Source organism: Amycolatopsis sp. NBRC 101858 (assembly GCF_030269325.1).
Classification (GTDB): Bacteria; Actinomycetota; Actinomycetes; order Mycobacteriales; family Pseudonocardiaceae; genus Amycolatopsis; species Amycolatopsis ponsaeliensis.
In genome coordinates this window covers 85,548-110,131 of the sequence record NZ_BSTD01000007.1, presented here as the reverse complement: position 1 = coordinate 110,131, position 24,584 = coordinate 85,548, and the positions used below count along the sequence as shown (strand labels likewise).

Annotated in this window: 24 protein-coding genes and 3 pseudogenes; 18 read left to right on the top strand and 9 right to left on the bottom strand. The window is 69.3% G+C overall.

What is annotated here, in order from left to right:
• Nucleotides 1–33 precede the first annotated feature (33 nt).
• Nucleotides 34–453: a nitroreductase family deazaflavin-dependent oxidoreductase gene (locus tag QSK39_RS43980; protein WP_353051123.1), complete on the top strand. Its 420-nt coding sequence runs from the start codon at nt 34–36 to the stop codon at nt 451–453.
• 46 nt (nt 454–499) lie between these two features.
• Here the strand turns inward: QSK39_RS43980 and QSK39_RS43975 are convergent, their stop codons facing one another.
• Nucleotides 500–2,266, bottom strand: coding sequence for a chloride channel protein (locus QSK39_RS43975; protein ID WP_285483752.1), 1,767 nt, complete (start codon nt 2,264–2,266; stop codon nt 500–502).
• A gap of 293 nt (nt 2,267–2,559) precedes the next feature.
• Nucleotides 2,560–3,042: a MarR family winged helix-turn-helix transcriptional regulator gene (locus QSK39_RS43970; protein ID WP_285483751.1), complete on the bottom strand. Its 483-nt coding sequence runs from the start codon at nt 3,040–3,042 to the stop codon at nt 2,560–2,562.
• Between the two features lie 762 nt (nt 3,043–3,804).
• Here QSK39_RS43970 and QSK39_RS53355 point away from each other — a divergent pair.
• From QSK39_RS53355 to QSK39_RS43940, 6 genes are all read left to right on the top strand, one after another.
• Nucleotides 3,805–4,200 carry a hypothetical protein gene (locus QSK39_RS53355; protein ID WP_502873368.1) on the top strand — a complete coding sequence of 132 codons (396 nt, stop codon included), beginning with the start codon at nt 3,805–3,807 and terminating at the stop codon, nt 4,198–4,200.
• 1,081 nt (nt 4,201–5,281) lie between these two features.
• Complete coding sequence (locus tag QSK39_RS43960) at nt 5,282–6,547, top strand: universal stress protein (protein ID WP_285483750.1); 1,266 nt, start codon at nt 5,282–5,284, stop codon at nt 6,545–6,547.
• 418 nt (nt 6,548–6,965) lie between these two features.
• On the top strand, nt 6,966–7,334 hold the full coding sequence (locus QSK39_RS43955) for a DUF488 domain-containing protein (RefSeq protein ID WP_285483749.1): 369 nt from the start codon (nt 6,966–6,968) through the stop codon (nt 7,332–7,334).
• Complete coding sequence (locus tag QSK39_RS43950) at nt 7,331–7,501, top strand: hypothetical protein (RefSeq protein ID WP_285483748.1); 171 nt, start codon at nt 7,331–7,333, stop codon at nt 7,499–7,501. Before QSK39_RS43955 ends, QSK39_RS43950 begins: the two co-directional genes overlap by 4 nt.
• Before the next feature lie 222 nt (nt 7,502–7,723).
• Complete coding sequence (locus QSK39_RS43945; protein ID WP_285483747.1) at nt 7,724–7,951, top strand: ArsR/SmtB family transcription factor; 228 nt, start codon at nt 7,724–7,726, stop codon at nt 7,949–7,951.
• A gap of 14 nt (nt 7,952–7,965) precedes the next feature.
• Nucleotides 7,966–8,745: a methyltransferase domain-containing protein gene (locus QSK39_RS43940; RefSeq protein ID WP_285483746.1), complete on the top strand. Its 780-nt coding sequence runs from the start codon at nt 7,966–7,968 to the stop codon at nt 8,743–8,745.
• On the opposite strand, the pseudogene QSK39_RS43935 reads toward QSK39_RS43940, so the two are convergent.
• Nucleotides 8,733–9,070, bottom strand: a pseudogene (locus tag QSK39_RS43935) (transposase); the annotation flags it as partial. The gene QSK39_RS43940 and the pseudogene QSK39_RS43935 overlap by 13 nt on opposite strands.
• Before the next feature lie 105 nt (nt 9,071–9,175).
• Between QSK39_RS43935 and QSK39_RS43930 the strand changes: the two are divergent.
• From QSK39_RS43930 to QSK39_RS43905, 6 genes and pseudogenes are all read left to right on the top strand, one after another.
• On the top strand, nt 9,176–9,541 hold the full coding sequence (locus tag QSK39_RS43930; RefSeq protein ID WP_502873376.1) for a YciI family protein: 366 nt from the start codon (nt 9,176–9,178) through the stop codon (nt 9,539–9,541).
• Nucleotides 9,538–10,758 (top strand): annotated as a pseudogene (locus QSK39_RS43925) (RNA polymerase sigma factor); the annotation flags it as partial. The gene QSK39_RS43930 and the pseudogene QSK39_RS43925, both read left to right, overlap by 4 nt.
• Nucleotides 10,759–10,848: 90 nt before the next feature.
• Nucleotides 10,849–11,337: an SRPBCC family protein gene (locus tag QSK39_RS53350; protein WP_285484346.1), complete on the top strand. Its 489-nt coding sequence runs from the start codon at nt 10,849–10,851 to the stop codon at nt 11,335–11,337.
• A 51-nt stretch (nt 11,338–11,388) separates the two neighbouring features.
• A complete protein-coding gene (locus QSK39_RS43915; protein WP_285483744.1) occupies nt 11,389–11,721 on the top strand; it encodes a hypothetical protein in 333 nt (110 codons plus the stop codon).
• Nucleotides 11,708–12,289, top strand: coding sequence for a carboxymuconolactone decarboxylase family protein (locus QSK39_RS43910; RefSeq protein ID WP_285483743.1), 582 nt, complete (start codon nt 11,708–11,710; stop codon nt 12,287–12,289). Before QSK39_RS43915 ends, QSK39_RS43910 begins: the two co-directional genes overlap by 14 nt.
• A 50-nt stretch (nt 12,290–12,339) precedes the next feature.
• Complete coding sequence (locus tag QSK39_RS43905) at nt 12,340–12,651, top strand: hypothetical protein (RefSeq protein WP_285483742.1); 312 nt, start codon at nt 12,340–12,342, stop codon at nt 12,649–12,651.
• A 375-nt stretch (nt 12,652–13,026) separates the two neighbouring features.
• On the opposite strand, the gene QSK39_RS53155 is transcribed toward QSK39_RS43905, so the two are convergent.
• A complete protein-coding gene (locus QSK39_RS53155) occupies nt 13,027–13,923 on the bottom strand; it encodes a V-type ATP synthase subunit D (RefSeq protein ID WP_353051122.1) in 897 nt (298 codons plus the stop codon).
• Between the two features lie 718 nt (nt 13,924–14,641).
• Between QSK39_RS53155 and ctaD the strand changes: the two genes are divergently transcribed.
• A complete protein-coding gene (gene ctaD, locus QSK39_RS43900; protein WP_285483741.1) occupies nt 14,642–16,441 on the top strand; it encodes an aa3-type cytochrome oxidase subunit I in 1,800 nt (599 codons plus the stop codon).
• 30 nt (nt 16,442–16,471) lie between these two features.
• On the opposite strand, the gene QSK39_RS43895 is transcribed toward ctaD, so the two are convergent.
• The 4 genes and pseudogenes from QSK39_RS43895 to fdxA all read right to left on the bottom strand — a co-directional run bounded on the left by QSK39_RS43895 (nt 16,472) and on the right by fdxA (nt 19,698).
• Complete coding sequence (locus tag QSK39_RS43895; RefSeq protein WP_285483740.1) at nt 16,472–17,152, bottom strand: helix-turn-helix transcriptional regulator; 681 nt, start codon at nt 17,150–17,152, stop codon at nt 16,472–16,474.
• A 78-nt stretch (nt 17,153–17,230) separates the two neighbouring features.
• Complete coding sequence (gene tal / locus QSK39_RS43890) at nt 17,231–18,331, bottom strand: transaldolase (protein WP_285484345.1); 1,101 nt, start codon at nt 18,329–18,331, stop codon at nt 17,231–17,233.
• Between the two features lie 132 nt (nt 18,332–18,463).
• A pseudogene (locus QSK39_RS43885) lies at nt 18,464–19,291 on the bottom strand (universal stress protein); the annotation flags it as partial.
• Between the two features lie 50 nt (nt 19,292–19,341).
• The gene (fdxA, locus tag QSK39_RS43880) at nt 19,342–19,698 is read right to left on the bottom strand and encodes a ferredoxin (protein ID WP_285483739.1); all 357 of its coding nucleotides are present in this window, start codon (nt 19,696–19,698) and stop codon (nt 19,342–19,344) included.
• A gap of 105 nt (nt 19,699–19,803) precedes the next feature.
• Between fdxA and QSK39_RS43875 the strand changes: the two genes are divergently transcribed.
• Nucleotides 19,804–20,169, top strand: a complete 366-nt coding sequence (locus tag QSK39_RS43875; RefSeq protein ID WP_285483738.1) for a cupin domain-containing protein — start codon at nt 19,804–19,806, stop codon at nt 20,167–20,169.
• A 250-nt stretch (nt 20,170–20,419) separates the two neighbouring features.
• On the opposite strand, the gene QSK39_RS43870 is transcribed toward QSK39_RS43875, so the two are convergent.
• Nucleotides 20,420–20,878: a MarR family winged helix-turn-helix transcriptional regulator gene (locus tag QSK39_RS43870; protein ID WP_285483737.1), complete on the bottom strand. Its 459-nt coding sequence runs from the start codon at nt 20,876–20,878 to the stop codon at nt 20,420–20,422.
• Nucleotides 20,879–21,010: 132 nt separating this feature from the next.
• On the opposite strand from QSK39_RS43870, the gene QSK39_RS43865 reads away from it, so the two are divergent.
• The 3 genes from QSK39_RS43865 (at nt 21,011) to QSK39_RS43855 (ending at nt 24,488) form a co-directional block, all read left to right on the top strand.
• A complete protein-coding gene (locus QSK39_RS43865; RefSeq protein WP_285483736.1) occupies nt 21,011–21,430 on the top strand; it encodes a hypothetical protein in 420 nt (139 codons plus the stop codon).
• Between the two features lie 48 nt (nt 21,431–21,478).
• Nucleotides 21,479–22,378: a slipin family protein gene (locus QSK39_RS43860; RefSeq protein WP_502873375.1), complete on the top strand. Its 900-nt coding sequence runs from the start codon at nt 21,479–21,481 to the stop codon at nt 22,376–22,378.
• A gap of 142 nt (nt 22,379–22,520) precedes the next feature.
• The gene (locus QSK39_RS43855; RefSeq protein WP_285483734.1) at nt 22,521–24,488 is read left to right on the top strand and encodes an aconitate hydratase; all 1,968 of its coding nucleotides are present in this window, start codon (nt 22,521–22,523) and stop codon (nt 24,486–24,488) included.
• The last annotated feature ends 96 nt before the right edge of the window (nt 24,489–24,584 follow it).

The following is a 24,584-nucleotide window of genomic DNA, read 5'->3' as shown; positions in this document are numbered from 1 at the left end:
TTTCCGGGCGCCCGCGAAGCTTTACGAACGGATCTGGGCCGGCTGCTGGGCGGCCGGTTCCTGTGCCTGACCCACGTCGGACGGAAGTCCGGGCGTCAGTACCGGACGGTGCTGGAGGTGACCGGCACCGATCGGGCGCCGGGCGAGGTCTTCGCCATCGCCGGGCTGGGCCCGGCGGCGGACTGGTACCGCAACATCGAGCTGGTTCCCGCCGCCGAGGTGATCGTGGGACGACGACGATTCGTGCCCGCGCAGCGCGTTGTCGGCGAAGGCGAATCCGTTGCGGTGCTGGCGGCGTACGAGCGGCGGAACCGCTTGGCGCTGCCGGTGATCCGCCGGGTGCTGAGCAATCTGCTGGGCTGGCGTTATGACGGCAGCGACGCTGCCCGGCTCCGGCTGGCCCGGCAGCTTCCGGTCGTGGCGTTTCGCCCGGTCGAGGGCATCAGCGGTTGACGGAGCCGGCCGGGAGTTCTTGCCGGCAAGTGCGTTTCACCGGGACTCAGTGATCCGAAGGCGACAGCGTCCGCACCGCGAGCACCCGCTCCCGGTGGTGCTCCTCGTGCAGGTCGCGCCGCCGGGCGTGCAGGAGCTGCGCGAGTGTCACGACCCCGCGCACCCGGGCCGGTTCCGCGCGGTCGACCACCACCGCCTGCGTCACGTGGCCCGTAGCGAGCTTGTTCGCCACCTCCCGGAGCGTGTCGTCCGGGTGGCACGTCGCGTGCGCGGGCGTGGTCGCGTCCGCAACGGTCCGGCCCGCGCACGTCAGCAGCGCGTGCCGGGTGGTCACCCCGATCAGCCGGTCCTGGCCGTCCACCACGGGGTAGAGCGTCGCGTGGCGGCTGTGCGGCAACGTCTCGTACACCGTTTCGTCGCGGGTCAGGACGACCGGGTTGGCCGTCATCACCTCGTGCGCGAAGAACGTCTCCAGCGGGTCGGTCGTGTACTCGCGCGTCAGGTGCAGGCGGCGCCGGGCGATCTTCTCGGTCAGCACCGAGCGCTTGAGCAGCAGCACGGACACCGCGTAGGCCGACACCGACGCCACCACCAGCGGCAGCAGGTCGTTCCAGGCGTGCGTCAGCTCGAGCGTGAACACGATGCCCGTCAGCGGCGAGCGCATGACGCCGCCGACCACGGCCGCCAGGCCGCACACCGCCCAGAACCCGGCCGTCACGTGGGGGAGCAGCCCGCCTTCGGCCGCGCCCAGCGCCGCACCGATCATGAACACCGGTGCGAGGACGCCGCCGGACGTGCCCGAGCCCAGCGAGAGCGACCAGATGAGCGTCTTCACCAGCAGGACGCCGACGATCAGCGACGTCGTGGCCCGGCCGGTCAGCAGCTGGTCGATGACGTCGTAGCCGACGCCGAGCGCGCGGGGCTCGATGAGCCCGCCGGCGCCGATGACGAGCCCGCCGATGGCCGGCCACCACATCCAGTGGATCGGCAGCCGGGCGAACCCGTCCTCGGCGAGGTAGACCAGTGCGGTCGCGGCGATGGCGAGCAGGCCGCCGGTGATGCCGGGCACGAGCGCGAGCACGTCGGCTCCCGCGCCGGGCGCCGGCGCGGCGGGCAGGCCGAAGACCGGGTCGGTGCCGAGGAGGAAGCCGCGGCAGAGCGTGCTGGTCAGGACGGCGGCGACGACCGGGACGAAGCTGCGCGGCCGCCACTCGAACAGCAGCAGCTCCACCGCCAGCAGGATCGACGCCAGCGGGGCGTTGAACGTCGCGGCCATGCCGCCCGCGGCCCCGGCCACCAGCAGCGTCTTGCGTTCGTCGGCGGAGAGGTGCAGCAGCTGCGCGAGGATCGACCCGACGGCGCCGCCGGTCATGATGATCGGGCCCTCGGCGCCGAACGGGCCGCCGGTGCCGATGCTGACCGCGGCCGACACCGGCTTCAGGACGGCGACGCGCGGCGCGACCTTGCTCTCCCCGGTCAGGATCGCCTCGATCGCCTCCGGCATGCCGTGCCCGCGGATCTTCTCCGAGCCGAACCGCGCCATCAGGCCGATCACCAGCGCGCCGGCGACCGGCGCGAACAGCACCAGCCACCACGGGTGTGCGGTGGCGCCGGGTGCGACGAGCGCGGTGTCGAACCGTTGGTAGAACACGAGGTTCGTGATCAGGCCGATGAGCTTCAGCAGGGCCAGCGCGGCCAGGGCCGCGGCGCCGCCGACGGGGACCGCGAGCAGGGCGATCAGCAGCATGCGCGGCCGGACCTGGAAGTCGCCCAGGTGTGTGGCACGGGGAAGTGGCGGAGCACCGCCGCTCATCAGGGCCTCCGGTGGGTCCGCGTCGTCTGGTATTGCGGGTTGCAATACTTGTAGTGGCGAATGGTTTGGTCAAGCCAGGACGGTCGGTGAGTGGCCAAGTTCACGCATCCAGGAATGGGTTTCGCGGTGATTCCACTGGTGGCGCGCCGAATACCGGCCTCGCCAGCGATGGCGCCACTCGGCACGACACTTCGGGCCCCGGCCGAAACGAAACCCGCGAGCCGGTTTCTCGTCCGCCACGATCGAGACGCCGACGCTGCTTGCCCGGTAACTGGCTCGCAGGCGGCTCGAGGTCAGCCCCAGATGGCTCCCGTGTCCCCGTCGACGGGGTGTTCGCTACCGGCTTGGGTGAACGCGGTCAGGGCTTCGACCAACCGATGCCGGTGTTCTTCGGGCATCTTCGTGACGATTCTGGCTATCTCCCTGCGTCGTCGGGTCGTGCTTCGCCGGACGAGCCTGGCGCCGTCGTGGTTCAGCTCGAGGACGATCTCGCGCCGTGACGCCGAGCTGCGCCGCCGGTCGACGAAACCGGCTGCGACCATCCGGCCGACCATGCGGCTGGTCGCCGACGGGGTCACACCCAAGAAGCCGGCGAGGTCGGCGTGCCTGAGCGGGCCATGCCTGTCCAGCACGACGAGCAACCGGAACTGCGGCGGCGTCAAAGAGTTCTCGACCGCACTGATGGAGCGGCCCGACACCGCGACCATCAGCCGGGACGCAGTGAGGAGAGCATCAGTGAGGGCATCGACGTCAGCGCCGGGTTCCGCGCAGGGCATGGATTCCAGTGTGCCGCAGCGACGGCGGGGGCGAGTGTCGGTGGTGGCGTGTCGGCTCGCCCGACGCTGACAACGCGCTGCCGCCCCTGCCGGAACTCCACCGGCACGATCGGTAACGCCGTGGCGAGAAACAGGAGCGTTCGTGAGTGCGCGACCTGATCGGCCGCACGCCGGTCGGGTAGTTGTTCGCGACGCCGCCCGGATGGCACAGGGTGCTGCCGCAACCTCGTGGCGGTGATGGAGCGGCAGCACCCCTGCCTGGCCGAGTGTGGGCGGCCAGTGGCGCCGGAGCAGGTCCGGCGCCGGCGCTCACGATACTCCGCCTCGCCAACAGTTGGTCGGTGCGCAAGAGTCGTCGGACTGCTCGTGACGGCCGAAGGAGAGATGGGGCGTGGTTTTCGGCGCGGTACGCACAACAGCCCGAGGCAGATTGCCGCGCGAGGTTCCGTGGGCAGACGGCGGGGCAGGGCGGCGACGTGCGGATGGGCTCGAGTTCGGCAAGGTGCCGGGACGACCTCCCGGTGCTGCGGGTGCGGGTGGCGGCGGTCGGCCGGGCTCCGGCCCGCGGGCCGATCTCCGAGCTGGCTCGTCACGACGCGGCACACGGCCCAGCTACGTCGCGATCTCCCCTGGTCGTGGTGGTACAAGCAGCACTTCGCGCCACGGAGGACTTCATGCCCGAGCTCGATCGATGGACGGCGGCCCGTGCTCGGTGATCATGGGCGGCCTGTCGACCGCGTGGTCCTTTCAGGAACGGGGTGCGTGACGGTCGTCGATCGCGACGGCATCGCGGCCGGTGCTTCCTGGTGCGAAGCCGGCTGGCTCTCGCCCGGGCTCGCCATCACGCTCAACGAGCCGGGCGTGCTGAGCTACGGACTGCGGACGCTGCTCGACCGGCAAGCGCCGCTGCACGTCCCGGCGAGCCCGGATCCCCGGTTGTGGTTGTTCCTGGCCCGGTTCGCCACGCATTGCACCGGCAAGGCATGGGGCCGTGCGGTGCGGGCGAACCTGCCGCTGGAAGACGAATGCCTCGAAGCGTTCGACGTCCTCACCTCGAACGAGGTCGACGCGTGGACCATCGACGCGCCGATCACGGCGGTGTTCGAGACCCGCCCAGCGCGCGGCCAGGCTGCTCGCGGAGCTCAAGCGGTTGGATGAAGCCGGTCAGGAGATCTCCCACACGGGGCTCACCGCCACTGATCTCGCGAAGCGGTTCCCTCAGGTGAACGCACGCAACGGTGCCGGCGTCCGGATCGACGGCCAATGGTACGTGGCCCGGGGGCGCTTCGTGGAGTCGCTCGCTCGTTCGGTGGTCGGCCGTGGTGGTTCGATCCGCCACCGCTTCACCGTCGCGGCGGTGGCCGGCATGCGCACGCCGTCACCGTGCAGTCGGCCGCGGGCCAGGCGTTGTCCGCCAACGCCGTCGTCCTGGCGGCCAGGGCGTGTCTGGGCGAGCTCGACGGGCGGCTCGGGGTCATCCGTGCCGGTCCGGGCGGCCGCGGCTACTCCTTCACGATGCCGACCGACCACCCGGTGCCGGGGCCGCTCTACCTGCCGGACATCCGGGTGGCCTGCACGCGGTACCGCGATGGTTTGCGGGGGGCCGGGACGTCGGAGTTCCGGCCGCCGGACGCACCGCTGGACGAAGCCCGGGTCGAGGCGATCATCGCGTCGACAGGGCGTTGCTCACCGGCGCCGGTGGGTCGAACGCACCGACGTCTGGGTCGGTTCCTGGCCGGTCACCACCGACGGGCGCGCGGTAATCGGCGCAGCGAGTGCTCCGGGTTGTTCGTCGCCGACGGGCACGGCATGTGGGGGCTGGCCAGGGGCCCGTCACCGGACGCCTGTTGGCCGAGCACATCACCACGGGCAAGCAGCCCGAGGCACTCCGTCCGTTCGATCCGACGCATCGAACCATGCCGCCGGACAGCGAGCCCGCACCGCTCACGGCCTGGAAGTCGAACTGGCTCGGCTCCGTGCCGAAAACACCTTGCTGCGCGCCGAAAGAGTCATCCCGCTGAAAGCTGCCATCGGATTCGCGGCCGACGCCGGTGCCCTTGTTTTCCCGGCGCGTCGACAGGCTGGAGTCCCGCTGACCGTCGCGGGACGCAACGAAACGTCCCTGGCCGACTCCCCACGCCTACTCGTGCCTGGTCGCCGAACTCGACGCGGTGCTCGGGCGCGGAGGAACGGCGGGCGGCGCCACGAGGACAGCTTCGCGCGGAGGCGGCACCGTCAGGTGCGGATCCGTCAGATAGAGGACATCCCGCGCGATGTCGTTGTCGGGGAGGATCCGCCCGACGATGGCATCGTCGAGCCGGGCATGGTCCTCACGTTTCGTAACGACGACGTCACCACCGACGAAACCTTCCGGCTCGCCTCACGCGACGACGCGGACCACGATGATTTCGAGGTTTGTTCACTGGACTCGACGATCGGGCGTGCGCTGGCGGGTGCGAAGCCGGGCGAGAGACGAACCTGCTGGGTGCCTGGTGGTGCGATGGTGCACGTCACATTGGTCGACGCGGAGCCTTGCGGTCGTCACCGGAATCTTCAGCAGACGGCCAAAATATGTCGTGATACGATACATGTGGGCGCGTCCGATAGGCGAAGAGGCAGGTGGGCCGTGCGGCGTCAACCTTCGATCGTGGTGGGCGTGGACGGGGCCGGGCGCAGCCACGATGCCCTCGACTGGGCCGCCGCCGAGGCGGCGGCGCGCGGACTGCCTTTGCGGGTCGTGCACGCGTATGCCGCCGCGTCGTCGTGGGTGGCGCACAGCGGGGAGCCGTCATCCGGGGACGGCGGCGACATCCCCGTCATGGCCGGGGCGGTGCTCGCGCAAGCGGTGCGGCGCGTGCGGCGGGTGGCCTCCGACCTGGATCTCGAGGTCCGATCGGTGGCGGCGGCGGGTGCGCCGGCGATGCTCGCCCAGTGCGGCGATGCCGAATTGCTGGTTCTCGGCGGCCGGCGACTGAGCGGGCTGCGCGGCCTGCTGGGCGGGTCGACCGGTTCCCGCGTCGTCATGCACTCGACCTGCCCGGTGGTCGTGGTCCGTCCGATGCGGGCCAGTGTGTCGCACCGTTCGGTCGCCCGGGTGGTGGCCGGGATCGACGGGACCGGGCAGTCCGAACGAGTCCTGGAGTTCGCCGTGCGGGCGGCGGCCCAACGCGGTCTCACGGTGACGGCGGTGCACGCCTGGACTCGGCACGAGAGCATCGACATCACTGCGGTGACCGATGACTGGTCCCTCTCCGAAGCCGCAGCCTGGCAATCCTTGCAGGGTGTCTTCGCGCGCTGGCGCCGCCAGGTGGCCGGAGTCCACGTCGGACTCCGGCTGATCGAGGGCCGCGCCCCGGACGTCCTGGTCGGCGAGTCGTCGGGCGCGGCGCTGGTCGTGGTCGGTTCTCGGGGCCGGAGTAGTGTTCGCGCGGCGTTGCTGGGCTCGGTGAGCCAGGCTGTCCTGCAGCGCGCCAACTGTCCCGTCGCGGTCGTCCGGACGCAGTGACGACGATGAGGGCAACTTGCGTGGGATCGAAGCGGCTCGCCAACAGGACTTCGAGGAGCTTGCGCGCTTCCGGTTCGAGATCCGGCGCTACCTGCGCTTCAGCGAAGAAACCGTGCGCTGTCACGGCCTCAGGCCCGAGCAGTACCAGCTGATGCTGGCGCTCAAGGGCTTTCCGCCCGTGGGTGGGCGACCATGCGATAACTGGCCGAGCGTCTGCAGTTGCGCCACCACAGCGTTGTCGAACTGGTCGACCGGGCAAAGAAGCAGGACCCGGAGCCCAGCGACGCCCGCGCCGTGCGGGTTCAACTCATCAAGCCCGGACAGCGGGCGCTGGCCGGCTGAGCGCGCTGCACCGCGACGAGTTCGGGCGCCTGGGAATAACCCTGACCTTGCCGATCTGGGACGAAGGAGGCGATGAATGACCCGGAAGAGGACCATCCGAGTCCGACGGGTGTACGACGAGTCCGCCGCCGGCGACGGCGTTCGGGTGCTCGTGGACCGGCTGTGGCCGAGAGGGATCCGCAAGGGCGCGATCGACCTCGACGCGTGGCACAAGGACGTCACGCCGTCCGCTGGACTGCGGGCGTGGTTCGGTCACGACCCGGCGAAGTTCGCCGAGTTCGCCTCCCGATATCGCGCCGAGCTCGACACCGACGCCGGTCGCGCCGAACTCGAGCGGGTCGGCGCGCTGTCCGGCGGCCGGGCGCTGACACTGCTCACCGCGACCAAGGACGTGGAGCACAGCCACGCTGCCGTCCTGGCCGAACTTCTCCGGCAGCTCCCGTGACCTCGGAGGAGGAGTCGGGCCGGCGCGGCGGAGACTCGGCGTGCTGGCTTTCCCACGTGTGCCCGGACTGCGGCCGGTTCGTCGACGGCGGCCCGGCCGAGGCCGAGGCGCACTGCGCGGAGTCCGTCGAACCAGCCGATCAGGGACAGTCCCGAGTGGACTGGTGAAGCCCGTGTCTTCCGCAACCGGAGGGGGAGGATGGTCCCTTCCGGTCGTCGGCGAACCTCGCGGAATGCACCGTACGCCACGAGATCGTTTCGCCCCGCCGTGCTTGGCACCGGCGTGCCGAGTGGTCGGTTTACCTGAGGAGCCGGGTCGCGACGCGGGATCAGCTCCGGGCAGTTTGCGGGTGTCAGGTCTATCGTCGATGGGCGATGAAAGGGGTTGTCGTGCTGGATCGGGACACTGCCAAAACCTACGCCGAGTGGTTTCGGACGCTCGCCGATCCGACGCGGGTGCAGATTCTTAACCTGCTCGCCGTCACCGGCGCGCCGGTGACGGTGGGGGAGATCGTCGAGCAGGTCAGCGTGGGGCAGTCCACCGTACCCGCGCACCTCAAGGTCCTCGCCGACATCGGGTTCGTGCTGGTTGAGCCGCGGGGGAACGCTCGGCTCTAGCGGGTCAACGAAGAGTGCGTGGCCTGCTTCCCGAGCGCCGCGGACGTCGTCATGGGGCGCGGGGTCCGGTAGTTCGCCGAAACCATCGACGAGCAGGCCTGATGAATCCCGATCGCGATGCCGTCCACGACCGCGATGCCACCGCCGCCCGGCGCGCTCTGTCAGGGGAGGGGACCGGCTTGCTGGCCGGTGACGGTGACGGTGACGGCGACGGCGACGCGGACCGGCTCGGTGCCGTGCATTACGCTGGCGCGGAGGTTCCGGTCGAGGTGGCCGCGACCGATCTCGGCTGCGGTAACCCGCTCGCCGTCGCCGAGCTGAAGGCCGTTGAGACCGTGCTCGACCTCGGCTCCGGCGGCGGGTTGGACGTCCTGCTCTCCGCCCGCCGCGTTGGCCCGGCCGGCCAGTCCATCGGACTGGACATGACCGACGAGATGCTGACCCTCGTCCGCCGGCAAGCCGAGCGGGTCGGCGTCACCAACGTCGACTTCCTCAAGGGCACCATCGAGCAGATCCCGTTACCGGACACCTCGGTCAACGTCGTCATCTCCAACTGTGTCATCGCCCTGTCGTCGGACAAGCCCGCGGTGTTCGGCGAGATCGCCCGAGTCCTGCGACCCGGCGGCCGCCTCGTCGTCACCGACATCCTCGCCGACGGCACCCTCACCGACGCCGAACGCGCGGCCCGCGCAGGCTCGGTCGAGTGCCTCGGTGGCGCGCTCACCGACGATCGCTACCGGAAGCTCGAATTGTCGCGTTTCACCGCGCCCCAGTCCGGTCAGGACACGAGCTGAAAGGTGTTGCGGATCAAGTAAACCATGCAGGTCTGAACAATAGTTTGCGGCCACACGTTCGCCACGACGCAGGGCGGGCATTTGAGTCGGTCGCAGACGACGAAGAACACGTTCCGGGTGCCGCGGTTCTTCAGGTCGATCAGCACGCTCATCCAGAACTTTGCGCCCTCGCCACCGGTGCCCGTCTACAGGCCGAGGGCGTCCATGCGACCGTCGACGGTGACACTGATGGCGGCGTTGACGGGCCGGTTGACGACCTGCCCGTCGGGACCTTGACGTGGATCGCGTCGATGAACATCGCCGCATGCACGGCGTCGAGAGGACGGCGAGTCTCAGAACGCTCGAACCGGGCTGTCGAGTTACGGTCGATCCGTTCGTCATCCTCTTCGACGACAGCACCACAGCTCGAGCTGGAGGACACGTGCAGTACATGCTGCTGATCTACAACTGCGACCGCCCCGAACCCGGCGACCCGGCCTTCCCCGACGCGCTGGCCAAGGTGAACGCCTTCGCCGAGGAATGCCGCCGGCGAGGCGCGTTCGTCTCCGGCCACCCGCTCATGGGCGAGCACACCGCCACCACCGTCAGCGTCCGCGAGGGCAAGACGCTGATCACCGACGGCCCGTTCCCCGAGACCCACGAGCACCTCGGCGGCACCTACGTCCTGGACTGCCGCACCCTCGACGAAGCACTTGAGCTGGCCGCGCTCTGCCCGATGGCCGCCGACGGCACGATCGAGGTCCGCCCGATCGCCGGCGTCCCGGACCTCGACCACCGCCCGTCGACAGGCGCATGACGGCCACGCCCATCCTGCAGGAGACCTACCGCGACTACCGCACCAAGATGCTCGCCGCCCTGGTCCGCGCGCTGGGCGACTTCGAACTCGCCGAAGACGCGCTGCAGGACGCGTGCGCGCTCGCCCTGCGCACTTGGGACGACCAGCCACCCGACGACCCGGTCGCATGGCTGCTGACCGCCGACCGCAACACCGCCGTCGACCGGCTCCGCCGTGCCCGCCGAGGTCGCGAAAAGCTCGCTCAGCTCGGAGAACCACCGGAGGCGACGACCGTGGAATTCGACGAAGATCGCCTGCTCAGTGTCGGTGACGAGCGGCTCAGCCTCATCTTCACCTGCTGCCACCCAGCACTGGCCGAGGAAGCGCACGTCGCGCTCACGTTGCAGGCCGTGGCCGGACTGACCGCCGGGCAGACCGCCCGGACCTTCCTGGTCGCCGAGCCGGCGCTGGCTCAGCGGCTCGTGCGGGCCAAACGCAAGATCCGCGACGCGGGCATCAGCCTCGACGTCCCTGCCGATCACCTGCTGCCCGAGCGGCTCTCCGGCGTCCTCGCCGTGATCTACCTGATCTTCACCCGCGGCTACACCGCCGGCCCGGACCAGCCCGAGTTCCGGGAGCTGCAGCAGGAAGCGATCCGGCTGGCCAAGCTCGTCGCCACCCTCATGCCGGATGAGCCGGAAGCGCTCGGCTTGGCCGCGCTGATGCTGTTGCAGGACTCGCGCGCCGCCACTCGGTACGACGCGGACGGCGACGTCGTCCTGCTCGAAGATCAGGACCGCTCGCGGTGGGACCGCGCCGAGATCGCCGAAGCGGTCGGGCTGCTGGACCGGGCGCTGCGGCTCGGCACGCCCGGGCCGTACCAACTGCAGGCGACCATCGCGGTCCTGCACGCCCAGGCGCCGACGGCCGACGACACGAACTGGGCCGCGATCGCCGCGGTCTACGGGCAGCTGTTCACGTTGACGCCGTCGCCGGTGGTCGCCCTCAACCACGCCGTGGCGATCGCGATGGCCACCACCCCGGCCGAGGGACTGGCGTTGATCGACCGGATCGAGGGGCTCGACGGCTACCACCTGCAGCACGCCGCCCGCGCCGATCTCCTGCGCCGCCTCGGCCGCGCCGACGCGGCCATCGCGGCGTACCAGCGTGCTCGCGACCTCGCCACCAACCCTGCTGACCAGCGCTACCTCGCCGGCCGCATCCACACCCTCGAAAAAAGTGAAAAGTGGAGTGATGAGCTGTCGAGAACCCGGGCGGCTGTTCGTCCTCTGGTGAGTCAACCGACGACCGCCGAAAGGACATCACCCATGAGCAGCACGTCACCGGCCGCGACCTCGGTTCACGCCGACGTCGTCGTCGATGTTCCCGTCGAGCAGGCCTTCCGGGTGTTCACTGAGCGGTTCGACGAGGTCAAGCCGCGCGAGCACAACTTGCTCGCGGTGCCGATCGAGCGAACGGTTCTCGAGCCGAAGGCCGGCGGCAGCGTATACGACGTCGGCACCGACGACACCCGGTGCACCTGGGCGCGGGTCCTGGCCTACGAGCCGTCGGACCGGCTGGTCCTCAGCTGGGACATCAGCCCGCGCTGGCAGCTCGAGACCGATTTCGATCACACCAGCGAGGTGGAGATCCGGTTCACCGCCGACGGCGCCGGACGCACCCGGGTCGTGCTCGAACACCGGCACCTCGACCGGCACGGCGAAGGCTGGGAAAGCTTCACCAGCCTCGGCTCCGGCTGGCCGCTGTACCTCGACCGGTTCCGCGCCGCCACGCAACGGGATGCCGCAGGGGCCTGAAGCCGATACCGTCCACACCGGACCCGATCCTGGCGACCGAGGAGAGGCCACATGAGCACCCACCACTCACACCGCGACCGAGCGGAAACCTTGCGCACCGCGGTGGGCATCGATACCGGAGTCACCGAAGCGGCGCTCCGGACCGCGGTGGCCCGCCGGGCAGCGGGCGGCCCGGCCGTTGCCGAACCGTACGACGAGCTGGCTCGGCAGATCGGCGAAGCCTCCTACCGGGTCACCGACGCCGAGGTCGCTGCCGTCCGGAACGTGGCCGGCAGCGACAAGGCAGCGTTCGAGGTCGTCATGTCCGCCTGCGTCGGGGCCGGCTTGGCGCGCTGGGACGCCGCGGTCCGGGTCATCGAGGAGGCGACCGATGCGCCTGCCTGAGGTCGAACGCGGGGACGGTCTCCGCACCAGAATGCTGATCCGGGTCATCTCGATGGCGCTGGGTGCGCGTCTCCCGGACGCAGCCCGGGTTGCGTTCTACCACAAGGGTTTCGTCGGCACGGCTCTCGGCGCATGGACGCAAGCTGCGCTGCGCGGACCGAGCGAATGGTCCGTATCCGAGCGGGAACTGATGGCGGCGATGGTCGCCCAGTGGAACTCGTGCACTTTCTGCGTCGGGGCGCACCGGGCCATCGCCGTGCACGGGATGGACAAGGCGGTGGCCGACGCAGTCCTCGCCGACTACCACACTGCGCCCATCTCGAAGTCCCTGCGCGCCACGCTCGCCGTGCTGGAAACCATCACCGTGCGCCCTGATGAATTGCAGGGCGACCAGGTCGGCGCCGCACTGGCCGCGGGTGTCACCCGGGGACAGCTCGAGGATGCGGCAGCGGTCGCGGCCGTGTTCAACATCGTCACCCGCTACGCGAACGCGCTGGGCTTCGACATCCCGACCGACGCCGAGTTCGACAAGGCCGCCGGCATGATGCTCAAACGGGGCTACGCCTGACCTCCGGCTGGTCGACGTATCACCGTGATCGCGACACCCGAGAGCCGGCGATGAACCGGATTTCGGGTGTCGCAGCCGACGCGCGCTGCCCGTTCGCCGGTATCGACGAGTCCACGCGGCTCCAGACAGTCCTTTTTACCGCGCCTGCCGTGCCAATTGCCTCTGAATCGTTGTTGCTGTGTGGTGGTGCGTTCTCGGCGAGCAGGTCGTTGCGGATCGCTGTGACCAGCGTGGTCCGCGCGCGGTCGGCCTCAATGGTTGGTGTTCGTCGCATCCTCGTGCTGGGCGATCGTCTACTGCGTGACCGGTTCCGCCGGAACGAGGTCCTTCTGTCCCTTAAGGAATCGCAGCAGACCGCGTGAGGCATCTGTTGCGTGCTCGGCTGCCTCGAATGCCAGCCACAGCGTCCGGGTGTGCTCCGCAGCCCCAGGTCTTGAACTTGGCTTCGATCGCCCGCGGTCTGCGACGGGAAGTTCGGCATCGCCCGGCCGCTCGCTCATCTCGGGCCAGAAGCCGTAGGACTCCGGACGCCGCCGTGTCACCCGAAGCAGATACTTCACGGTGTCCTGGTAGACGGTTAACCTGCGCTCGTCGATGGCGTGGCTCCGCTGCACCCGCAGCGTCGTGGTGGCCAAACGCTGAGCGTTGCGGAACCCCGGCGATGGCGACGATTGCCGTGCCGACGAAACCCACCACCGCCGCGCCGGCCGCGATGATCGCGCCGAGTATCTGCGGGTTCATCGAGGTGATCCAGTTGGCGTGGATGTGTATGGCCGGATCTTAGGCGGGATGCCTCGGCCGTGCGGGCTGCTCTCCGCCGGTTCGGGCGCGTATTGCGCGCTCGTTGCACCGACCCTTTTATGCGGCGAATCGGAGCAGGCACGGAGATCGCTACAGTGGACGACGGCGGGATGTCGCCGAGCGTTTTGGCAATGAACGCGGCCTCGTCGACGCGGGCGATGGGATGGTCGAACTGTTCGGTGATCGCCAGCTCCGGCGGCGGTGCCCGGCGCAGGGATCGCGACATCGACAAATCGATCGTCCACAACGACGGCTGCGTGTGGACAGCCTCTGGATAGCCAGCGGGTGCTTTCGGCCTTGACGGAGGTGCGGCGTGCGACGGCCGGAGGTGTGGTGTGGTTCAGCCGCCAGAGCGCATGTCGTCGGTTCCGGGCGATTGTCGTCGAGCCGGCCGTGCGGCAGCGTGGGAGCCCTGACAGCCTCGGGGGCCGCACTGACAACTCGAGTGCGGCGACCTCCAGCAGCCTGTCGAGCACGGACTCGAACCGCTCGGCCACCGCATCGATCCGGGCGCTCGTCGCGACCAGGCTGTGGCCCCGGCCGGTGCGTGCCCGCCCGACCTCACCCTTTTCGATCTCGGTAATCTGCACCCCGGCCACACTTCGCGTGCGAACTGTCAGCTCGACGCCCTCCTCTGCGGCGAACGCGGCCGAGTCCAGCGGTTCCCGGCCTTCGTCCGCGCTCGCGAGTCCCAGGAACTGTGACGCGCCTGAGACCTCGCCGTCGAGAAGGTGCATCGACCGCGGTACAGACGCGCCGAGGCGATCGAACTCCCTGATCAGCGCGCCACGCCGCTCCCTGAGCAGCTCCATGCCCTGCACCGCGAGCCTGATCCGCGCATGCGGGCAAGCAGTTCGCTCCGCGTCGCACAGACCTGCTCCATCACCGGCCTCCGCCGTCGAAACGATCTCGATGGCCGATCGGCGCTGTGGCGACTGTCGACACGTTCACGTGAACCGACTCCCTGCAGCGCAGCGATGGTTGAATGGGTGGCGCCGTCGGAATCGACTGCGTACCAACAATGTTGACCCTCACGTGCCACCACGGATAGGTCTCCGACCAACAAGTCCATCGTCCTCACCTTGCCGAGGTTCGGCAACGTGAGCCTCGGCGAGGCTCGCCGCACCGGAGTGAGGAGGCGTGGCGTAACGCTCAGGCACGACGGCCGAGAGTCCCTGCCGCCTCGCCACGAATATCCACAGAGCATACGGTGTACTAGCTCACCGGCAGGCAGGCATTTGGCCTGGTGCCAAACCTTCTCTGTGCCCGTCCGTGCTGTCGATCAACTGAGCCGACCCAGCCGGGGATGTGGAATCGCGTCCTCCGCGCTCTGCGCGGTCGTCGCCGGTCAACTTGGTTGGCCACGGCGGGGGTACCCACGCATCCCTTTTTGCACTATGGTTCGTAAAAATGATCGGTTGTCGGCGACGGGAGTCCGCGTCGCGCATCGACAATCGCGGCTCACCAGCGGATCCTGACCTCCCACGCAGACACGACGCGAAAACCGCAAGTTTGGGTAGGTGGGACTGACGTCGTGGGACGGAGTTCACAATGACTGCGACGCGAGGCCCGGTTCCGATCGAGACGAACCCTCATCCGGTGCGGCCGGTGGTGAAAGGCGCCACGCTGCTGAGGTTGATGCGGACGACGGATCCGAAGCAGATCGGGATCATGTACATGGTCACGTCGTTCGGGTTCTTCATGGTCGGCGGGTTCATGGCCATGCTGCTCCGTACGGAACTCGCCCGCCCGGGGCTGCAGTTCCTGTCGCAGGAGCAGTACAACCAGATGTTCACCATGCACGGCACGATCATGCTGCTGCTGTACGCCACACCGATCGTGTTCGGGTTCGCCAACTACATCCTGCCGTTGCAGATCGGCGCGCCGGATGTCGCGTTTCCCCGGCTCAACGCCTTCTCCTACTGGCTGTACCTCTTCGGCGGCCTGATCGTGCTGTCGGGCTTCCTGACCCCGGGCGGCGCCGCCGACTTCGGCTGGTTCGCCTACACCCCGCTCTCGGACGCCATCCACTCACCGGGCGTCGGAGCCGACCTGTGGATCACCGGCCTCATCGTCAGTGGTCTGGGTACGATCCTCGGTGCGGTCAACATGGTCACGACTGTGGTGTGCCTGCGCGCCCCGGGGATGACGATGTTCCGGATGCCGATCTTCACCTGGAACATCCTGGTCACCAGCATCCTGATCCTGGTTGCGTTCCCCATCCTGACCGCGGCGCTGTTCGGCCTGCTGGCCGACCGGAAGCTCGGTGCCCACGTGTTCGACCCGGAGGCTGGTGGCGCGATCCTGTGGCAGCACCTGTTCTGGTTCTTCGGTCACCCCGAGGTGTACATCGTCGCGCTGCCGTTCTTCGGCATCGTCACCGAAATCATCCCGGTGTTCAGCAGAAAACCCCTGTACGGCTACAAGGGCATGATCTTCGCGACGATCGCCATCGGCGGGCTGTCGATGGCCGTGTGGGCGCACCACATGTACGCCACCGGCGCCGTGCTGCTGCCGTTCTTCGCCCTGATGAGCTTCCTCATCGCCGTCCCGACCGGGATCAAGTTCTTCAACTGGATCGGCACCATGTGGAAGGGGCAGCTGAGCTTCGAGACGCCGATGCTGTTCAGCGTCGGGTTCATGGTGACCTTCCTCTTCGGCGGCCTGACCGGGGTGATGCTCGCGTCACCGGCGATCGACTTCCACGTCACCGACACCTACTTCGTCGTCGCCCACTTCCATTATGTGCTGTTCGGCACGATCGTGTTCGCCACCTACGCCGGGATCTACTTCTGGTTCCCCAAGATGACCGGCCGGATGCTCGACGAGGGCCTCGGCAAGTGGCACTTCTGGACGACGTTCCTCGGCTTCCACGGCACCTTCCTGATCCAGCACTGGCTGGGCAACCAGGGCATGCCGCGCCGCTACGCCGACTACCTCTCCACCGACGGCTTCACCATGCTGAACACCGTGTCCACCATCAGTTCCTACGTGCTGGGCGCCTCGGTGCTGCCGTTCGTCTACAACGTCGTGCGCAGCTACCGCTACGGCGAAGTCGTCGAGGTCGACGACCCCTGGGGCTACGGCAACTCCCTGGAGTGGACCACGACCTGCCCGCCGCCGCGGCACAACTTCACCGAACTGCCCCGCATCCGGTCCGAACGCCCGGCCTTCGAACTGCACTACCCGCACATGATCGAGCGGCTGCGTGCGGAGAACCACATCACCTTCACCGGCCGCACCGTGCCCAGCGAGGCCGCACCCGACGCACCATCAGAAGCATTCGCGTCAGCCGTGCACCCCGGCGATCCCGATGGCGGCGACGACGCGCCCGGCCCGGACGCGCAATAGCCGGCGCGGGTTTCCCGGCCCGGGCTGGCGTCAGGTGTTCGACACGGTCAGGTGGGCCAGGCACAGGGACGGCTCGACGAAAGGGTCGAGCCGCTCAGCCGCGACCGGGGCGCGCACCTCGGCCAGGACGCCTTGCATCAGGCCGAGATGCAGTGAGCACACCACGTCACGGTGCTGCTGAGCGATCTCCCGGAACGGGCAGTGCCGCAGCGGGATGACCGGGCTGCCGGCGTCGTCCACCGCGCCGGGCGCGAAGCCGGCTGCCGCGAGAACGGCCGAGAGGCGGCGGATCCCGTCCTCGGCGTCGACGCGCTCGAACGGCGTCGGCCGCTCGGCCAGATAACGGCCCCACTCCCGGCCGGCCGCGATGGCGGCCTGCCGCGGCTGCGGGAGCTCGCCGGCGACCAGCGTGGTCAGCATCGTCGCGAGCAGCTGGTAGCTGCGCTGACCGGCGGTGTCCTGCGCCGTCGCCCGGTACACCATCCGCGGCCTGCCGGGCTGGGTGCGGTCCTCGACCTGCCGATCGGCCAGACCGGATTCGACCAGGTTGTCCAGGTGGAAGCGGGCCGTGTTCGCGTGCAAGCTCGTCGCCGCGGCGACCTGCTGCACGCCGAGGGGTTCATCCGCCGCGCGCAGCAGGCGCAGCACCCGGGCCCGGGTCTCGCCCAGCGTGGGTCCCGATGCGGCATCGGTCAACGGCCGTTCACTCATGCCGGATAGTTTAGGCGACGTGTATTCGTATAAACCAGCCTTCGCGCTTCGGGCTTGCCGGCTCGCCATCGCTGGTCTTCACGTTCCGGTGCCGGTGCGCATGCTCTCCGCCAGCTGGTTCGTGAGGTGGTCCCAGCTGGTGTCGAACGCCGCCACGCCGTCGTCCTCGAGGGTGCGCACGACGTCGTCGTAGTCGACGCCGATCTGCCGCAGCTGGTCGAGGACGCGTTGCGCGTCGTCGTAGTGGCCGCGGATCGAGTCGTCGGGGACCCGGCCGTGGTCGGCGACCGCGCGCAGGGTGGCTTCGGGCATGGTGTTGACCACCCCGGGGGCGACCAGCCCGACAACGTAGCGGGTGTCGGAGTAGGCGGGATCCTTGACCGAGGTCGATGCCCACAGCGGTCGCTGCGGCTTGGCTCCCGCCGCCTCGAGTGCTTCCCAGCGCGGTGAGGAGAACACCCGCTCGTAATGCCGGTAGGCCAGCCGCGCGTTGGCGATCGCCGCGCGACCGCGCAGTCGTGCCGCGGCCGCGGTCCCGATCTTGTCCAGGCGGGCGTCGACTTCGGTGTCCACGCGGGACACGAAGAACGACGCCACGGACCCGATCAGGGAGAGCTCGTGGCCGGCCTGGTGTGCCTGCTCCATCCCGTCGAGGTAGGCGTCCATCACCGCGTCGTAGCGATCCAGGGAGAAGATCAGCGTGACGTTGACGCTGATGCCGTCGGCCAGGCAGGCGGTGATCGCCGGCAGTGCCTGCCGGGTGGCGGCGATCTTGATGAACAGGTTCGGGCGGTCGATCGCCCACCACAGGGCTTCGGCTTCGGCGACCGTCGCGTCGGAGTCGTGGGCGAGCCGTGGATCGACCTCGATCGAGACGCGCCCGTCCACCCCGTCGGTGGCGTCATAGACCGGGCGGAGGACGTCACAGGCGTCACGGACATCGCGGGTGGTCAGCGCTCGCAGGGCCTCGCCGGTGTCCACCCCGCGCACGGCGAGGCTCCGCACCTGGTCGTCGTAGGCGTCGCTGCCGGTGATGGCCTTGGCGAAGATGGCCGGGTTGGTCGTCACGCCGGCCACGTGGTCGTGGGCGACCAGGCCGGCCAGGCTGCCCGAAGTCAGCCGGTCGCGGTTGAGGTCGTCGAGCCAGAGCGACACACCGTGCTCGGTCAAGGTGGCCAGCGCGCCGGCCTCAGGACCCTCGTCGGAGCTCGTCGTATCGCGGCCGGTCGCGGAGTGCACCGCGTGGCCCGGTCGCCGGACCGCCGCCCGGCCTGCCGGTGCCGCGAACGGGTGCTTCCCGCGGACGACGGCGACTGGGCAGGTCGCGTTGTGCAGCACGGTGTGGCTGGTCGATCCGAGCATGAGCGTGGCGACGTCGCCGTGGCCTCGTGAGCCCAGGACGAGCAGTTCCGCATCGGCCGCGGCCGCGGTCAACGTCGCGGCGGGCGCGCCGGAGAGCACGGCCGAGCTGAGCCGGACACCGGGGTGGTTCCGGGTGTGCGCGGACAGCAGGCCGTGCAGCGTGTCCGCGGCGGTCACGTGCAGGCGACGCAGATCGTCCTGCGGGAGGTTCGCCATGATCTGGATCGTGGCGGCGTCGAACACGTGGATGGCGCGCAGCTCGGCGTGGCGCTGTTCCGCCTGCTCGAAGGCGAACGCGAGGGCGAGGTGTGAGCTCGGCGAGCCGTCGACCCCGGCCACGACCAGCCTCCGGCGATCGGTGTCGACGTGGTCGCCGAGGTCGGGGACGACCACGACCGTGCAGTGCGCGTGCCGCGCGGCTTGGGCGCTGACCGAGCCGAGGCGGAATTCGTGCGGTCCGTCGGCGCCGCGCATGCCGACCACGAGCAGGGTGGCGTCGGATGCGGCGTCGATGAGCCGGCGTGCCGGATGGCCGGACATCGCCGTGGACACCACGTCCACTCCGGACGCCCGCGCCTGGGCATGACGGGTGCCGCGTTCGAGGAGCTGCTCGGCCACGGTGTCCTCGCCCTTGTCGGCCGGGCTCCGGTAACGGCCGACGTGGCACAGGACGACCTCGCTCCCGTCGCGCGTTGCTTGGGCCACGGCCCAGTTCGCCGCCTGGGTGCTGCACGGTGAACCGTCGAAGCCGACCACAATGCGAGTCCGGTCGGTCATAGCTACCTCCACATTGGCGACGAACACGGGATCCCCGCGCGTCCCGGCCGTCAGGTTCCTGGCGCCGGCTCCGGGCGGGGCAACGAGCTGACGAGTGCGGTGTCGGCACCGACATCGCCGACCTTCGCGGCGCCGGCGGGGCTCCCCAGCGGTGCCGAGCGGGTCGCGAGGGTGTCGGTGAAGAACCGGGCGTTGTCCTCGAGGTAGACCTGCCAGCGCTCGGGCAGGTCCTCCTCGTAGAAGATCGCTTCCACCGGGCAGACCGGCTCGCACGCGCCGCAGTCCACGCACTCGTCGGGATGGATGTAGAGAGAGCGTTCCCCGACGTAGATGCAGTCCACGGGGCATTCGTCGACACAGGCGCGATCCATCACGTCGACGCAGGGCTCGGCGATCACGTAGGCCATCGGTGCTCCGTTCAGCTCGCCGGCCTTCCGCCGCGGCTATTTAACACTAGACTACTCGTAAAAAAGGTCGGTCGGTAGCCCGGCCGCGACCGAAGGAGCGCATCGATGGAGAAGTCTTCGCTGGACGACCTCGTGCGGCAGCAGCTGGCCCTCGCCCAGGCTGCCTCGAGCGGCCGGAGCGCGCACACGGTGTACGGCGGACACGGCCAGGTACTCCGGCACACCCTCTTGGCTCTGGCGGCCGGGAATTCGCTCGATGAGCACGACAATCCCGGCGAGGCGACCGTGCAGGTGCTGCGCGGCCGGGTTCGTCTCATCTCCGAGGACATCGTCTGCGACGGGCGGCCGGGGGAGTTGCTCATCGTGCCGCAGGCACGGCATTCCCTCGAAGCACTCGAGAATTCGGCCGTCCTGCTCACCGTCGCCAAGAGCGGCGACGCCTACCCGGCACCCGACGACCGCCGATCGTGAACCGGCCGCAGTGACCCGGCCGGCCTCGACAGATCGACTACCTGGTGGCGGTCGGGCAGTGTGACTCCGGGGTGACCCGGGTGTCCTCGACGAACCGGCCGCATTCCGGGCAGACGCGGGAGAGCCCGGCAGGCCGGGTCGCCGCCGCCCAGCCGGTCGAGTGCCGCGAGGCCGGTGGCGGTGCCGAGATCATCGCGATGCCGTCCTCGGGTTCTGGCTCGTCGTACGCGCCGCACTCGCGGCCGCTCCATCATGCTCCACCGCCTTGACCGTTGTCCGGTGCTTCGTCCCAGATCGGGAGCGTGAGCGCGGCGCCCAGGCGCCGGAGTTCATCGCGGTGCAGCGGACTCAGCCGCGCGAGGGCCCGATGTCCGCCGGCGGTCAACTGGACCCGCACGGCGCGCGCGTCGGTGGTGTCCGGTACCCGCTCCACCAGGTCCTGCTTCTGGGCGCGGTTGACCAGTTCGACGACACTGTGGTGCCGCAACTGCAGCCGCTCGGCCAGCTCCCGCATCGTCGCCCACTCGCGGCCCGGGAATCCCTTGAGCGCCAGCATCAGCTGATAGTGCTGCGGAGTGAGGCCGTGGCGGCGCACCGTCTCCTCGCTGAAGCGCAGGTAGCGGCGGATGCCGAAGCGGAAGCGCGCGAGCTCCTCGAAGTCCTGCTTGGTGAGGCGCTTCGATCCCACGCTCTCATCTTTCGTCGTCATGACTTCATGAGACCACGCGCGACGATGAGCATCGCGACGACGGGCCCAATCACAACTATATCGTGATACGATACAAGTTGCCTGGCTGACCGGCCCTCCCGCCGCAGCCGGGAGGCACCCAGGAGGTGTGGCATGCTCAAGGCACGCGAACGTGAAACGCCGCGAAAGATCCAGCACCAGTCTGTGACGGACGAGCAGAGCGCTGCCCGGCTGTTCCCCGGCGATCGCCGGCAACCCATGTGCACGACCGCCGCCCTGGTCGCGACGGCACTGTTCGTGCTGATGCTCGTCGGCCCGAACGTCCTGACCGAGAAGGAAATCCGCGCCCGGATGACCTCGCCGCCGCGACGGTCCTGCGCTACACCAGGCTCGCTTCCCGAGCTGACCGACCTGGACTACCTTCCCTGGACCCACGCCCAGTCGCTGTCCGGACTGGACGAACTCAGCCAGTACCACGTTCTTCGGCTGCCGAAAACGTCGGAACCGCTGGCCCGCAACGGTTCTGTCGGCTCTCCGACGCCACAGCGACACGCATCTCCCGTTGCCGCCTGAGAAGCCGGCGAGGGACCCAGGTTCGACAAGCCCCATGGAGGAACGATGATCGTCACCTACCTGCTGCTCACCATTCTGCTGCTGGGCGCGATCTGGCTCAAGGCGAGCATCCGGGTCATCAAACAGTACGAACGCGGAGTCGTCTTCCGCTTCGGCCGCGTCCAGCCGGCCATCCGCGGTCCGGGCATCGCGCTGCTCGTGCCGATCGCGGACCGCATGCAGAAGATCACCATGCAGATCATCACGATGCCAGTTCCCGCACAGGACGGCATCACCCGCGACAACGTGACCGTCCGCGTCGACGCCGTCGTCTACTTCCGGGTCATCGACCCGCGGTGCGTGGCCGTCGATGTGCAGGACTACGTCTCGGCCATCGGCCAGGTCGCCCAGACCTCACTGCGCTCGATCATCGGCAAGAGCGAGCTGGACGACCTGCTGTCCAACCGGGAAGGACTCAACCAGGGCCTGGAGCTGATGATCGACAGCCCAGCGCAGGACTGGGGCGTGCACATCGACCGGGTGGAGATCAAGGACGTCGTGCTGCCCGAGTCGATGAAGCGGTCGATGTCACGCCAGGCCGAGGCCGAACGCGAGCGACGCTCCCGTGTCATCACCGCCGACGGTGAACTGCAGGCTTCGGCGAAGCTCGCCCAGGCGGCCGAGACCATGGCCGAACACCCGGCCGCGCTGCAGCTACGGCTGTTGCAAACGGTCGTCGAGGTAGCCTCCGAAAAGAACTCCACCCTCGTGCTGCCCTTCCCCGTCGAGTTGCTCCGGTTCCTGGAACGCGCCACCCCGCGCGACGCGGAGCAGCCGGTCGGCGCCGCCCCGGCACCGGAACCGGCGACACCCACCAGCAACGGCCACCCGGCGTCGTTCACGCCGCACGTCATCGATGCCGGCGACGCCGAGCACGCCGTGCCCGTCGGCGGGCGACCGGTCCAGTAGGGCCGCCCGTCGACAACACCCCTGCGGGTGCAGCGCCCGCAGAATCGCGCCCCGGCGAGGAGCGGGGCGCCTCCCGGTCACCGGTGGATTCCCCCCCCACCGGTGACCGGGACACCATCCCGACACGGCCAGGAGGCACGGCATGGGACAGAACGTCGCCCGGAAACTGATCGCAGCACACCTCGTCTCGGGCGAGATGACCCCGGGGCAGGAGATCGCGCTACGCATCGACCAGACCCTCACCCAGGACGCGACCGGCACCCTGGTGATGCTCGAACTGGAAGCACTCGGCCTCGACCGCGCGCGCACCGAGGTATCGGTGCAGTACGTCGACCACAACCTGCTGCAGACCGACAGCAAGAACGCCGAAGACCACGACTTCCTCCGCTCCGCCTGCCGTCGGTTCGGCCTGTGGTACTCCAAACCCGGCAACGGCGTCTCGCACCCCACCCACATGCAACGCTTCGGCCGCCCCGGCGCGACACTGGCCGGGTCGGACAGTCACACCCCCGCAGCCGGGTCACTGGGCATGCTGGCCATCGGGCTCGGCGGACTCGAGGTCGCGATGGCCATCGCCGGCGAGCCGATCCACCTGCGGATGCCCGAGATCTGGGGAATCCGGCTGACCGGCACGCTCCCGGCGTGGGTCAGCGCCAAGGACGTCATCCTCGAGATGCTGCGCCGGCACGGCGTCAAAGGCGGGGTCAACCGGATCATCGAATACCACGGGCCCGGGCTGGCCACGCTGAGCGCCATGGACCGGCACGTGATCGCCAACATGGGTGCCGAGCTGGGCGCCACGACCACGGTGTTCCCGTCCGATGAGCAGGTACGCACCTTTCTACGAGCGGAGCAGCGCGAGGACGACTTCGTCGAAATCCTTGCCGACACCGACGCCACCTACGATGTCACCGACGAAATCGATCTGTCCACTGTGGAACCGTTGATCGCGTTGCCCAGCTCACCGGGCAACGTTGTTGCCGTCCGCGAGGTCGCCGGGCGCGAGGTGCAGCAGGTGGTGCTGGGCTCGTCGGCCAATCCCGGCCTTCGGGACTTCGCCGTGGTCGCCGCCATCGTCGCCGGCCGGCAGGCCGACCCGCGGGTATCGTTCGACGTCAACCCGACCTCGCGGCAGATCCTGCAGGACCTCACGAAGACGGGCGCAACGTTCGCCCTCATCGCCGCCGGGGCCCGGCTGCACCAGTCCGGCTGCATGGGCTGCATCGGCATGGGCCAGGCACCAGCGAACGGACGCAACAGCCTGCGCACCGTCCCGCGCAACTTCCCCGGCCGCTCCGGCACCCGCGAGGACTCGGTCTACCTGTGCTCACCCGAGACCGTCGCGGCCGCGGCCCTCACGGGGCGGATCACCGACCCGCGCGATCTGCCCGGGTTGCTCGGCATCCCCTACCCGCGGATCGAACTGCCGACCGAGTCGAGCGTGAACACCGCGATGCTCGAACCGCCGACCGACGAAACCGCCGACCGCACCGAACTGGTCAAGGGCCGCAACATCGCGTCGCTGCCCGACTTCCCACCGCTGCCCGACCGCGTCGAGGCACCGGTCGTGCTCAAGGCCGGTGACGACGTGTCCACCGACGAGATCCTGCCCGCGGGCGCCCGGGTCCTGCCCTATCGCAGCAATATCCCGAAGCTGGCGGAGTTCACCTTCGGCCAGATCGACGAGACCTACGCCGCCCGCGCGCTCGCGAGCCGGGACCGGGGCGGGCACATCGTGGTGGCCGGCACCAACTACGGCCAGGGGTCTTCGCGGGAGCACGCCGCCATCACGCCCCGCTATCTCGGCCTGCGACTCGTCCTCGCGGTGTCGTTCGCGCGCATCCACTGGCAGAACCTGGCCAACTTCGGGGTGCTCGCGCTCGAGTTCAGCGACCCGGAGGACTACCTGCGGATCAAGCAGGACGACGTCCTCGTGGTCGACAACCTGCGGGACGCGATCGAGGCGGGAACCGCGATCACGATCCGCAACACGACCCGCGACGACGAGTACCTCGCCCGGCACCGCCTGTCCGACCGGCAGGTGGCGATGGTCCTGGCCGGTGGGATGATTCCCTGGCTGCGCAACCAAGAACCCCCATCACCCCGCTGAGCCACGCCTGCGGCCGTCCCGGCCGGCCGGATACGGTCGGGGCGGCCGCGATCGCGGGACGAATCGCGATTCCGCGGTATCAGCCCGGCCGGGCCG